Annotated in this window: 15 protein-coding genes, 1 tRNA gene and 1 pseudogene; 8 read left to right on the top strand and 9 right to left on the bottom strand. The window is 42.5% G+C overall.

The window, feature by feature from the left end:
* A partial coding sequence (locus Q0241_RS16185) for a hypothetical protein (protein ID WP_299379335.1) occupies window positions 1-310 on the bottom strand: 310 nt, incomplete at its 3' end.
* Window positions 310-423, bottom strand: a pseudogene (locus Q0241_RS22615) (hypothetical protein); the annotation flags it as partial. The pseudogene Q0241_RS22615 and the gene Q0241_RS16185, both read right to left, overlap by 1 nt.
* A gap of 173 nt (window positions 424-596) precedes the next feature.
* Between Q0241_RS22615 and Q0241_RS16180 the strand changes: the two are divergent.
* Window positions 597-848 carry a hypothetical protein gene (locus Q0241_RS16180; protein WP_299379332.1) on the top strand — a complete coding sequence of 84 codons (252 nt, stop codon included), beginning with the start codon at window positions 597-599 and terminating at the stop codon, window positions 846-848.
* Between the two features lie 56 nt (window positions 849-904).
* On the opposite strand, the gene Q0241_RS16175 is transcribed toward Q0241_RS16180, so the two are convergent.
* The 4 genes from Q0241_RS16175 to Q0241_RS16165 all read right to left on the bottom strand — a co-directional run bounded on the left by Q0241_RS16175 (window position 905) and on the right by Q0241_RS16165 (window position 3,931).
* A complete protein-coding gene (locus tag Q0241_RS16175; protein ID WP_299379330.1) occupies window positions 905-1,837 on the bottom strand; it encodes an NAD-glutamate dehydrogenase domain-containing protein in 933 nt (310 codons plus the stop codon).
* Window positions 1,838-2,954: 1,117 nt separating this feature from the next.
* Window positions 2,955-3,350, bottom strand: a complete 396-nt coding sequence (locus Q0241_RS16170; RefSeq protein ID WP_299379327.1) for a hypothetical protein — start codon at window positions 3,348-3,350, stop codon at window positions 2,955-2,957.
* Window positions 3,350-3,556, bottom strand: coding sequence for a DUF2842 domain-containing protein (locus Q0241_RS22610; protein WP_366941196.1), 207 nt, complete (start codon window positions 3,554-3,556; stop codon window positions 3,350-3,352). The genes Q0241_RS16170 and Q0241_RS22610 overlap by 1 nt, the downstream gene beginning before the upstream one ends.
* Window positions 3,557-3,856: 300 nt before the next feature.
* Window positions 3,857-3,931, bottom strand: a tRNA-Gly gene (locus Q0241_RS16165).
* 166 nt (window positions 3,932-4,097) lie between these two features.
* Here Q0241_RS16165 and Q0241_RS16160 point away from each other — a divergent pair.
* From Q0241_RS16160 to Q0241_RS16140, 5 genes are all read left to right on the top strand, one after another.
* Complete coding sequence (locus Q0241_RS16160; RefSeq protein ID WP_299379324.1) at window positions 4,098-4,631, top strand: prolyl-tRNA synthetase associated domain-containing protein; 534 nt, start codon at window positions 4,098-4,100, stop codon at window positions 4,629-4,631.
* Between the two features lie 160 nt (window positions 4,632-4,791).
* Window positions 4,792-5,706 (top strand): co-chaperone YbbN, encoded by a 915-nt coding sequence (locus tag Q0241_RS16155; protein WP_299379321.1) that lies wholly within the window; start codon window positions 4,792-4,794, stop codon window positions 5,704-5,706.
* A 78-nt stretch (window positions 5,707-5,784) separates the two neighbouring features.
* Window positions 5,785-6,456, top strand: coding sequence for an LON peptidase substrate-binding domain-containing protein (locus Q0241_RS16150; RefSeq protein WP_299379318.1), 672 nt, complete (start codon window positions 5,785-5,787; stop codon window positions 6,454-6,456).
* Window positions 6,457-6,501: 45 nt separating this feature from the next.
* Window positions 6,502-6,684 (top strand): Trm112 family protein, encoded by a 183-nt coding sequence (locus tag Q0241_RS16145; protein WP_299379315.1) that lies wholly within the window; start codon window positions 6,502-6,504, stop codon window positions 6,682-6,684.
* Between the two features lie 26 nt (window positions 6,685-6,710).
* On the top strand, window positions 6,711-7,109 hold the full coding sequence (locus tag Q0241_RS16140) for a DUF971 domain-containing protein (RefSeq protein ID WP_299379312.1): 399 nt from the start codon (window positions 6,711-6,713) through the stop codon (window positions 7,107-7,109).
* A 26-nt stretch (window positions 7,110-7,135) separates the two neighbouring features.
* Here the strand turns inward: Q0241_RS16140 and Q0241_RS16135 are convergent, their stop codons facing one another.
* The 3 genes from Q0241_RS16135 to Q0241_RS16125 all read right to left on the bottom strand — a co-directional run bounded on the left by Q0241_RS16135 (window position 7,136) and on the right by Q0241_RS16125 (window position 9,918).
* The gene (locus Q0241_RS16135; protein ID WP_299379310.1) at window positions 7,136-7,708 is read right to left on the bottom strand and encodes a TetR/AcrR family transcriptional regulator; all 573 of its coding nucleotides are present in this window, start codon (window positions 7,706-7,708) and stop codon (window positions 7,136-7,138) included.
* Between the two features lie 18 nt (window positions 7,709-7,726).
* Window positions 7,727-8,425, bottom strand: a complete 699-nt coding sequence (locus tag Q0241_RS16130) for a hypothetical protein (protein WP_299379307.1) — start codon at window positions 8,423-8,425, stop codon at window positions 7,727-7,729.
* A gap of 227 nt (window positions 8,426-8,652) precedes the next feature.
* The gene (locus tag Q0241_RS16125; RefSeq protein WP_299379305.1) at window positions 8,653-9,918 is read right to left on the bottom strand and encodes a UbiH/UbiF/VisC/COQ6 family ubiquinone biosynthesis hydroxylase; all 1,266 of its coding nucleotides are present in this window, start codon (window positions 9,916-9,918) and stop codon (window positions 8,653-8,655) included.
* A 299-nt stretch (window positions 9,919-10,217) separates the two neighbouring features.
* Between Q0241_RS16125 and Q0241_RS16120 the strand changes: the two genes are divergently transcribed.
* Together Q0241_RS16120 and Q0241_RS16115 are read left to right on the top strand one after the other, a co-directional pair.
* A complete protein-coding gene (locus tag Q0241_RS16120) occupies window positions 10,218-10,592 on the top strand; it encodes a hypothetical protein (protein WP_299379304.1) in 375 nt (124 codons plus the stop codon).
* A 133-nt stretch (window positions 10,593-10,725) separates the two neighbouring features.
* A partial coding sequence (locus tag Q0241_RS16115) for a cupredoxin domain-containing protein (RefSeq protein ID WP_299379302.1) occupies window positions 10,726-11,246 on the top strand: 521 nt, incomplete at its 3' end.

Raw genomic sequence — 11,246 nt, 5'->3', positions numbered from 1 at the left:
TTTCATAAACAGAATCTGTTACAAACAAATTTGTAATTTCATTAAAGTTTCTAATTACTCCAACACCTTCTTTTTGATAATCTACAAAAGATTTATTTTCTTTAGGTGTTTTTACTATTATTCCATAAGTATTTCTATACCTACTTTTAAACTGATAATGCGCGTGTGGTGCTAAGTCATTGGTTTCCTCTAACCAATCTGGCAGTTCTATTTCAAAACTATCTTTTTCTATGGTTCTTACTTCGCCAGTAAAATTTTTACAAGCAGAAAAAAACAAAATCATTATAAATATATAAAATACCTTTTTCATTATTTGCTTGCTTTTTCAATTCTTAAACCAACAGCCATTACATTCTTCAAAGGGCTTTCTCTCATTTCTTGTTCTAATTCAAAAGTGTATTTTCCTGTTTCGGAAAAAGTATAGTTTTTAAATTTATATAAATTAAAGTATTAGATAATATATGAAAAAAGCTGCTTCTAATTCTGAAATTGAGAAAAGTTTAGATCAAGGCCTTAAAGAATTAAAGGAAGGCAAAATTATTGAATATAAAAAAGGATTTCTTCTTGATTAATCTTTTTTAATTAAAGAATATCCTATGAAGAATTGGAAATTTCTAAAAGGGTATATGTCATTTTTAGAGGCTGACAAAGACAATAAATTTCATGAAGAAGAATTTACAATTTCTGAGCTTGAACAAAACATTGTTTCAGAACAGATTCTGCAGACTTATGAAGGTGTAATGAATCATCAATTCGATGGCTGTAATGAACCGGATTGCCGATGGTGCACATTTGTAAGAAGTAATGGAAATTCGAATTTGGAATCTATAGAATATGATGAAGATTAACATTATTATAATGATCTTGGACAAGCGCTGGGAATGGCTTGTCGCGAGCATTTTTATCACATAGTGTTTTCAATTTCGAAACTAAAATAAGAACCGTAATTTGGGTTGTTTTTCTCCTTCTTGAAGTTAATTTTCTCTAATGATTTTTTATCAATATGCACAGTCACTGTCCTACTATTTGTGTCAAAAACATGAACATCAATATCGCGCAGTAAGCCCAAAGAATCAGGGTGTACCTTTAAAATTGCATTGGTACCTTCACCTTCGAACTTGTATTCGCGATACCCAAGGAAAGTGAAATTATCCTGAGTCATCCACTCTAGGAAAGAAATAGACTCGCTAATTTCAGTTTTGGATAGTGACGGTGGAGATTTTTTAAGCTCACCAATGACTTCGCTCATTTTGCCAAGCATTGGTTTCCAGTCTTCCACAGCCGCTTTCACATCGTCGAAAACTTTGGTCAGTTCGTGGGCAATTTGGGTATGGCTTTCGACAACCTGCTCGCTGATCTGTATGTGCATCACAGATTCTGTCAGGATTCCCTTGTCGCCACCATTCGCATTAATACAGCTTAGTTTTCCTTTTGCATCGCGAATACAGCTCAGCACGGGGTGCACAACCAAATGTACTTCGACATCCAATCGTTCCAACGCCGCCGTAACTGAATCCACCAGAAACGGCATGTCATTGTTAACAACTTCGATAATCGTATGGGACGATTTCCACCCGTGTTCTTCGGGCCTAGGGTTATAAACCCTTATTTTGGTTTCATCCTCTGCACGTTGCTGCAACTGCCCCCAAAGAGCCAAAGCTGCCCCAAAAAGGTTATCTGCTGTCTCTTCACGTAAATCATCCGGTGGGACGTTTTCATAAAACGTACGTACGAACTGCTCAATCATCTGGGCTTTATCAGCACTTATTTTTTTGTGAACCAGTTCGACTACTTTATCAATACATTCAGATGTACTGCTATTGCCATGAATGGCCATTATTCTTTCCTCGGACCGCTGTCGCTTTTTAATTATTAGGGTATTGCTCTATTCGACGTCCCCACCCCAGGTCCGCCCTTAAAGGTGGAGGACAAACCACGTTAACCTATTTCAGGACCATTGTTAGTAAAAAATGCGTCGCCTACAGGATATTTTTTTAATACTTACAAAAGAGTAAAGTTATCCACATTATTTTCGCCAATAGGTTTAAAGAACGTATGGCAAAACCACCGATTAGAAGAGAACAAAAACAGTCTATTGGCCTTATCTATTTCTACTATGGGCCCAAGTTATTTAAACCCATCATCAAAGCACAAATTCATTTAGAGTCGCCAATAGAAGAGTGACCATTCGCTTTGCAATAGCCCTTTGAGTACAGCTAACTCTATCAGGAAAATAAAATTAATGAGCAGTAGCTATTTTTGAGACACCTTCAAGCCGCAAAATATCCACAATTTTCCCTTCCTATGGATATCAAAAGATTGTGAGCCTCAAAGATAGGAATTGGGCATGCCGAACGCTAAAAAAGAGACAACTTGGTAAAGGTCACAACGATCACGCCGAAAAATTCCCTGCGTGCTGTTGGGTTCATAAAATAAAATGACACCTTTGTGGCTTAGTCATCTGCGACTTGCATTAAAACATGAGACGAGGTAACTCTATGAGCATGTATCGGATAACCACAGAAATTTCTGCGCGAATGTATACGAGCACGCGAATGACCGGGGGCATGAAAATGTCAACGATCATCGTCACGTCTGCTTGTTCAATTCTTCGCCATAAGAGATCCGATCATGAATACTTCTGCGCTGCCACTGCAACATAACCTATCTAGTCCAAGACTATATAATCCCTACAAATTCATCAGAATAAATTTCTCTGCCACATCGCTGTCAGTCGACGAAATAAGAGAAAAACTGATCCGGCATCAGTACGATGTGCTCGCAGATTTATCCGCCTCAAGAACCAAGGGAAGATATTGTCTCCTCATAGAAGCAGACGTTAGCACCCTAGAACTTACATCCTTTAGCAAGTGGTTCATGAAGCAAGTAAAACCAGAATTACTTCACAGTAAACTTGAAAATAAATCTGGTGACGTTATCGCCGAATGCAAACTTTATTGTGTTGGCAATAAAAGCTTTTGAAGCATCGGATCGCTCAGGATTTTCGGACAGTGACTGTCAAGCATCGCAATATAGAGAAAAAGGTTACCTGATTCAGCTTTGAGCGCGGCTCTGTCTTCGGGCCTTAAACCTTGGTGCCGAACCAGGCGGGCCAAAGGTGTTTTCAATGTTTCAGGCGTTTTATCCAAGGCGAGATCAGCAGCGCAAGAACAATGTTTTTCCATCTTCAAAGCGTTTTCAGCACCTATTCTTTTACCTAGTTCTGTCACGCAAAAATCAAGTGTCTCTTCGTGACCCAGATTATCAAAAGCCCTGACAGTAACCGGTGCGACAATGAAAATTGCAAAACAAAGGCATAATGATATCCACGAGAACTTGTTTATTCGCATTAATTTTCGTGCCTTTCGCGCCGCCGTTTCATCCAGAACATTATCTTAATCACAGGGTAAAGCCAGACAAGCCCAACAAAGGGGTAGTATACAAGATGTACAAGCGGATGATCCGGAAGCCAATCTGTTCCGATAGAAATAACCATCGCTGAATAGAGTCCCAGAAAAAGGAAAAATAATAGGTACCCAACAAGGTTTTGAACCAAGGCTGTAACTCTTTGAACAATAGTTGATAACTCAGATAGTTCTGAGATTTATATCCTGACAGACAAACAAGAACCAGCACAAAAAAATCGCCCGACTTTAATTCCTCCTTCGTTCGTTTGATTAATCGACGAGAAAGATGGCAAAAAGATGAAGGCCGCAAATCGCATTTAACAAAAAAGATTTGATAGCTTCTGTAAAATACAAAGGCTAAAGAAAAACAGTCGGTAAAAACTTAAATAGAAAAGATTCAATTTAAAACGAAAAAACCCGGCCAAAGCCGGGTCTTTTTCATGCAACACTGGAGCGGGCGATGAGATTCGAACTCACGACATTCTCGTTGGCAACGAGATGCTCTACCACTGAGCTACGCCCGCGTCTCTGTGTTGGTGGAGGGGTATTTACGTCACGAAGTTTGACATTGCAAGAGCTTTTTTTACAAAAAAATAATCCTGCTTGTTTCTTTCTGGTTTCAAAGACAAAAAAAACGAGGCATACCCTTAATTATAAACAGAATTTGCAAAAATACGCAGGCAACGAAATATGACTGATATCACCCCTTGCACCCCAGATGATCTCTTTCAAAAACTCGATGATCTTGGAATCGAAACCACAACAATTACCCATCCTGCCGTTTATACGGTTGAAGAATCCAAAGAACATTGCGGTGACATCCCAGGTGCCCATACCAAGAACCTTTTTTTACGTAACAAAAAGGGGCAGATGTGGCTTTTGGTCTGCCTTGAAGACAGAAAGATCGACATGAAGTTATTGGGGAAAGCCTTGGGTGCAGGAAAGCTTTCTTTTGGCAGTGCAGATCGTCTGATGGAATTTCTTGGTATCACCCCCGGATCGGTTTCACCCTTCACTGCAATCAATGATAAAGATAACGCCGTTAAAGTCATTCTTGATTCACAGATGATGGACTTATCTCCGATTAATTCGCATCCCTTGACCAATACAATGACCACATCAATTAAACCTGCTGATCTTGTACAGTTTTTAATTGCCATTAATCACCCGCCAGAAGAACTGGATATAGATAATTTGGCACAACTTGCCCAAGACGCAACTTGATCCCTTGCAGTTCAGGTCAATCAACCTCATCTTGTCAGGTAGCAAGCAAATTATCTAGGATTGGGGTTCTATAATTGAAGCTTAAGTTTGGGATACCAAATTTTATGCTTCCTAAATTTATGTGCTTCAGGAACAAATTTTAAAGCTCGGATATTGAACAATGGAAGAACTCATCGGCAGCAACCCAACACCACAAGCTGACCTGATAAAGGATACTAATCAGCAAGACTTTGCCAAAGATGTCATGGAAGCTTCCATGAATCAGCCCGTTCTTGTCGATTTCTGGGCACCTTGGTGTGGCCCCTGTAAACAAATGATGCCTGCCCTCGAACAGGCCGTCATGGCGGCGAAAGGTGCTGTAAAGCTGGTTAAAGTCAATATTGATGAAAACCAAATGCTGGCGTCACAACTGCGTGTTCAATCCGTACCAATGGTTTATGCTTTTTTTCAAGGGCAACCTGTTGACGGTTTTAACGGCGCGCTTCCCCCCAGTGAAATCGCGAAATTCATTGACACAGTGATCCAAAAAACCGGTGGTGTAAAAGGCGATCCGATCGCTGATGCCCTTGAACAAGCCACGCTTGCACGAGAAAATGAAGATGACATGTCGGCCATGTCAATCTACAGCCAAATTTTGGAACACGTACCTGATAACGAACCCGCACTTATCGGGATGTTAGAATGTCAAATTAGTGCTAACATGACCGAAGAAGCGCAGGCGTTGTTTGATCAATTACCAGACGATGTTAAATCAAAACCTGAATTTTCAGGTGTTGTGACCAAACTAGAACTCGCAGGTCAAAGTCTTGATAATGAAGAAATCATCGCCCTGAAAAACAAAGTTGAAGGGGATCAAGCGGATAATCAATCTCGATTTGATTTGGCTTTGGCTTTACAAGCAGAAGGTAGCCACGAAGAAGCTGCAGATCATTTGCTATATATAATCAAGCATGATCGTGAATGGAACGATGATGCAGCCCGAATTCAGCTTTTGAAATTTTTTGAAGCCTGGGGCATGATGGATCCAATGACAATGAAAGCGCGTGGAAAATTATCTTCGTTACTCTTTAGCTAGTAATGTTTGTTGCCTATTCATTAGAATGAGCAAAAATTCAAGGCGTGTTCCCCTAAACACATTTTGCAAGGGTATGCTATGACCGGTGGTATCTTCGATCCAAAGTTTAACGAGCTCCCGAACGAACTTCCTGTTTTTCCGTTGGAAGGCGCATTGTTACTTCCAGGGGGAACGCTTCCGCTCAATATTTTTGAACCCCGCTATCTTACCATGATAGATCACGCGCTGGGGCAAAGCCGGTGTATCGGCATGATTCAGCCGAACAGTAAACCTGAGCAAACCATTTTGGATGATAGCAATACACCCCTATACAAAATCGGGTGCCTTGGCAGGATTACTTCCTTTATGGAAACCGATGACGGCCGTTACCTTATTTCTCTGCAAGGTTTGATTCGCTACAATGTCGCCAACGAAATATCATCTGACTTTGGCTATAGACGAGTCATTCCAGACTATACCCCATATCGTCCCGACCTAGAAAACACCGAGTCAGAAGACCTTGACCGTGATCGGCTGTTGTCATGCCTACGAAGCTATTTCGACGTCAATAACATTGATGCGGACTGGAAAGCGATAGAGCACACAAACAATCATCGGCTGGTGAATACTCTTGCGATGATTTGCCCCTTTTCATCAGCAGAAAAGCAAGCAATATTAGAGGCATCAACTTTGGTACAACGTGCTGATATCATGGAAACGATTATGGATATGGCCGTGCACCAAAGTAATCAGAACTTTGCCAAGCAATAAAACACCCCTGATAAAGAGATATATCAGGGTATTATGGATAGAATGATGAGCAACGAACCACGCGTCGACAGAAAATTACTCGAAATTCTTGTATGCCCGGAAACAAAAGGGCCCCTTGAATACGATGCACAGAATCAAGAACTGATTTCACGCCAGGCAAAGCTTGCTTACCCGATACGTGATGGTATTCCCGTAATGCTGACTGACGAAGCCAGATCAATCGATTAAAACCAACAGATTCTGGGTAGGTATCAATGACCGGATCAATTGAAGAAGATAACGCACAGGGTTTTCGAACAGAACACTGGCCGACGGATCTAAAATATAAGTCAGACGAGCGAGTTCTTCACATAACCTTTGAAAACGGAGAAAGCTTTGTTTTGTCCGCAGAATATCTTCGTGTGGAAAGCCCATCTGCGGAAGTACAGGGCCATCACCCCAGCCAAAAACAAATTCTTTCCGGACGACGTATGGTCGGTATTATTGCAATCGAACCCGTTGGAAACTATGCCGTGAAATTATCCTTTGATGATTTACACGATACGGGGATCTATTCGTGGCAGTACCTGTATAAACTGGCCATAGAACAAGAAACCATCTGGCAAACATATCTGGATGAAATGGAAAAACGGGGCCTTTCCCGAAACCCATAAAGTTTAACCATTATTCTTGTGGCAAATTAATCTTGGGCCAAAAGTTTGATCGCAATCTTTTTTGCCCTTGCCGCAGCTTGTTTGTCACCGCTGACCTGTGCCGTAACGATTGCCCCCTCTTTCAAAAGCATTAGCTCTGCCACCAAGTCTTCTGGGTGTGAAAGGTCTGTTTTTTCAACAATTTTTAAAATTTCTTTGGTTAAAACAGCCTTATGACGGGCAGCAACCTGATGAGCCAATTCTTTAAAATCAGAAAATTCCGCAGCAGCATTTATAAACAAGCAACCGCAGAAACGATGTTCAGGAAAAGCTTCATCATTAAACCAATGCCCTAACGCATCAAACATTGCCAAAATTTGTTGTCTTGGCTCTTTTTGCGCTGTCATAAAGTTTAACAACCAACTCCTGAACTGCTCATCACGCCGTTCCAGTACAGCGATGATCAAATCATCTTTGGATGGAAAGTGTTTATAAAGCGTCATGCGTGCAACGCCAGCCTCAGAAACAATCTGCTCAACTCCAGTGGCGTGAAATCCCTGAGCGTAAAAAAGCCCGAGTGCTACATTAACAAGGTGTTCACGCTTCTTAGACCGTCGCATCGCTTTTCATTCGATCAATTAATTTGGAGCTTTGATAACAACAACTGAGGGCTTGCCATCCAATTTCGACAATGAGCTTTGCCAACTTGGTGGACAAGGGTGTTTTTTAGAATTCTGATTACATGCCCACCCCGTGCGAATACCTTCAAAAGCTTGTTTCATTGCCTCATTGGTCACAGGTTGTGCCCCAATTTCAAACTCAGGCACGCGGAAAACATGCTGAATCAAATACAATGCATTTTGACCAACTGTTGCCCGAAAGAGAGCAACCTCACCCGTATTACGAGTTAAATCACGGGTACAGTTAATCAGCCTAAAGCCCGTTGGAAAGCCATTAACCTGATCCTTCAGCGGCGGAGTTGCGCCACTGACCTCACAGTTTTGTTTATAGATTGCAGCCAATTCATCCAAAAAGCTGACAACGTCTCCCCCAGCCCAGCCTGGAAACACCTGAACGGTGATCATATCTTCCCAATTATTGACATCTTGCCCCGGTGGTAACCATTCCGCAGTTGTTGATTGTGCCTGCGTATTTCGGGGTAAAGCCTGCCATTGATCGGGTAAAGCCGCAAAAAAAACTTCTCCGTTACCACCCTGAGCAATAACAGAATCACCTGCCGCGTGAGCATTGCTCAGGGGCATCAAACTGACGGCCAGAAAGAATAAACCTGATAACAAACTTTCAGACCATTTAATTTCGTCTTTAGTGAAAGACACTGATACCTCTCTAACGCAAACAACTTTTATTCACCTCAGCCTAAGCCAAGATTTTATTCTCAACATTTCTTTGAGACATCACAATATACTCTCAAACATTAGTGTAAAAATAACAACCAACTCTGGCGATTTTATGTCAACGATTACAGGCACAAGATCATCCGGTTTATTCGCCCAATTTATCTATGTGACCTTTCAAAAGAAAGACATCGATCAAGTGAGTGGAGTTATAATTTCTGACCCTGCATCAAACGGGGGAGATCCCCGACGATTCCCATCGCATGTTTCATGAAAAACCGTTTTACGGGCGGAATTTTATCAACGGTCGCCAAACCGAGATCACGTGCCACCCTTACAGGAGCCAGATCGTTGGAAAATAACTTCACCAGGCCGTCCATGGCACCAAGCAAAAGCACATTATCAAACCGACGCCATTTTGCGTAATCTTCCAGAACCTGAGGAGATCCAACATCTAGCCCGACTCTTCTGGCATCAACGACAACTTGAGCCAGCGCCGCGACATCGCGTAAACCAAGATTCAAGCCTTGTCCGGCAATAGGATGCATTCCATGCGCAGCATCCCCCACAAGGGCAAGGCGGGTATCCGTGTAGCGTTCTGCATGTAAGGAGCTTAAAGGATAGGACCATCGCATATCGGTTACGGTAAAAGCACCTAGGCTCTCGCCAAATCGTCGATGAAGTTCATTGGCAAAATCTTCATTGCTCATGGACATATAGCCATCAACTAGATCCCTTTTTTCCGACCAGACCAGTGAAGAACGGTGTACGCCCTCTTCACTATCCGGCAGTGGTAAAAGGGCAAAGGGACCAGAAGGCAGGAAATGTTCGAAAGCAACACCGTTATGCGGTTTTTCATGTACAACGGTACAGACAATCCCGTTCTGATGATAATCTGTTCCCGATACCTTAATCCCGGCATTTTTACGTAGCTGAGAACCGCGCCCGTCAGCACCTATCACCAAGCGCGCTTTAATATTGGTGCCATCATCTAGTGATGCAACAACGCCGCGTTTGTCCCGCTCTAATTCCTGCAAACTATGTGGGGCCAAATGATACAGGTTTTCAAGTTCCGCAGCCTTGGCATGTGTCGAAAGCCTGATCGCACGATTTTCCACAATCCATCCCATCGGCATATCACCGACTTCGCTAAAATCATAAGACATAGAAAGCGGGGACGCCCCCCGATCAATCTGACCATCTGTGATCTCGATGTAGCGAATAGCTTCTGCCGCCCATGTCATACCATCCCAAAGACCCACCTGATCAAAAACCCGTTGAGACCCCAAAGCAATGGCCGATGATCGCCCATCAAAAGGCGTGGCTTTTTGATCAGAAGGTTCTTCGCGATCAACAACCGCAACCTCCATTCCCGCACCAGCAAGAGCAACACCCAGAGTTAGACCAACTAGGCCACCACCAACGACAAGAACTTCAACGTTTAGATCTTTTTGAGCCATATTTTTTTGAGCCATTTGTATTCAGGATCTTCTGTAGAGTAAGGCACATATTCAGAACAACGATAATCCCATAGCACCAGATTTGTTCATTGTTATATAAGAGGGATTATCGCTTTTGCCAAAAGATAACCGACAATGAGCGGGTATTTGCGACAATTTAACTTGATGTTACGAGAATCAGAACACCCGGTTCAAATTTACAGATTTGTATTAGTTCTTTCTACAAAAACATTATGCATTTTAAAAATAAGCTTTAAGGATATTTATCAAATTTCTCTTGACCTTCCCCTAGGAGGAAACTCTATCTAGGGGGTATGAAACGCATTCTTCATATCTTGTTGGCCCTGACCTTTGCCCTTTCAGCACCACTTATGTCTGTCGAAGCCGCTGGGCATTGGAGTGATGGCGATCACCATAATACAGCTAGCTTTCAACCTATGGGTGCTGGTGTTTCCGGCATTGCTATATTTGGCATAGCACAACAAGATAAATCTCTTCCCACTGGGCAGCAAGTCCTGAAAGAGTGCACGAAGGCTATGCACTGTAGCTCTTCAAGCAGCTATTTTTTAACTGCAAATTACCAACAGCAGATCAATTTTTATCAGCACAGCCTTTGGAGCTTGCTGCGTGAACGGCGCCGGTTGGATCAATCTCCTGCGGTAGATCTTCCCCCACCGCGACTTCTGTAACTCCCCAGAAAGATCAGGATCTCTTTCGGTCTCCGATAAGGCTGCACTTTTATCGTGGCGACCTGGAGAGGAAGAGCATCTGAATCTCTATTTTTATTCAAAATCGATACGAACACTACTGCTGGAGTTGCAGATGACTAACCTATTTACGAATCCGAAATCCCTGACCTCAACATTATCTGGTTTGGTTTTATCCTTTAGCCTGATTTCCTCTCAAATTTCCGGGGCGGCAGCAAGTCCGGGTCATGGTGATGCCAAATTGCCTACAATTGGCAAGGAAGGAAAAGCCTCTCAAATAAGCCGTACAGTTGAGGTTAACTTGGAAGATAATTACTTTAATCCAGAGACAATTTCGGTCAGTAAAAATCAAACCGTGCGTTTTGTGATTAAAAACACCGGTGAATTTGTCCACGAGTTTAATATCGGGACTGCCGCCATGCACGCGGGGCATCAGGAAGAAATGATGATGATGATCGACCACGGCATTCTTGAGGTGGATAAGATCAATCGGGATATGATGATGATGGATATGGGCAACGGTGAAACCATGTCCCATGACGATCCTAACTCAGTATTGCTAGAGCCAGGCAAAACCGCCGAAATCGTATGGCAGTTCCCCGAAGCCGCCGAACTGGAGTTTGCCTGTAATGTGCC

Source organism: uncultured Kiloniella sp., from assembly GCF_937128705.1.
Lineage (GTDB): Bacteria > Pseudomonadota > Alphaproteobacteria > Kiloniellales > Kiloniellaceae > Kiloniella.
The sequence above is the reverse complement of the archived record's forward strand: the minus strand, read 5'-3'. Positions and strand labels throughout refer to the sequence as shown.

Bases quoted from the DNA above. Each gene is read 5' to 3' on its own strand.
- Q0241_RS16150 (WP_299379318.1), top strand. From the start codon at position 5,785: ATGACCGGTGGTATCTTCGATCCAAAGTTTAACGAGCTCCCGAACGAA.
- Q0241_RS16155 (WP_299379321.1), top strand. From the start codon at position 4,792: ATGGAAGAACTCATCGGCAGCAACCCAACACCACAAGCTGACCTGATA.
- Q0241_RS16145 (WP_299379315.1), top strand. From the start codon at position 6,502: ATGAGCAACGAACCACGCGTCGACAGAAAATTACTCGAAATTCTTGTA.
- Q0241_RS16180 (WP_299379332.1), top strand. From the start codon at position 597: ATGAAGAATTGGAAATTTCTAAAAGGGTATATGTCATTTTTAGAGGCT.
- Q0241_RS16160 (WP_299379324.1), top strand. From the start codon at position 4,098: ATGACTGATATCACCCCTTGCACCCCAGATGATCTCTTTCAAAAACTC.
- Q0241_RS16135 (WP_299379310.1), bottom strand. From the start codon at position 7,708: ATGCGACGGTCTAAGAAGCGTGAACACCTTGTTAATGTAGCACTCGGG.
- Q0241_RS16125 (WP_299379305.1), bottom strand. From the start codon at position 9,918: ATGGCTCAAAAAAATATGGCTCAAAAAGATCTAAACGTTGAAGTTCTT.
- Q0241_RS16170 (WP_299379327.1), bottom strand. From the start codon at position 3,350: ATGCGAATAAACAAGTTCTCGTGGATATCATTATGCCTTTGTTTTGCA.
- Q0241_RS16120 (WP_299379304.1), top strand. From the start codon at position 10,218: ATGAAACGCATTCTTCATATCTTGTTGGCCCTGACCTTTGCCCTTTCA.
- Q0241_RS16140 (WP_299379312.1), top strand. From the start codon at position 6,711: ATGACCGGATCAATTGAAGAAGATAACGCACAGGGTTTTCGAACAGAA.
- Q0241_RS16175 (WP_299379330.1), bottom strand. From the start codon at position 1,837: ATGGCCATTCATGGCAATAGCAGTACATCTGAATGTATTGATAAAGTA.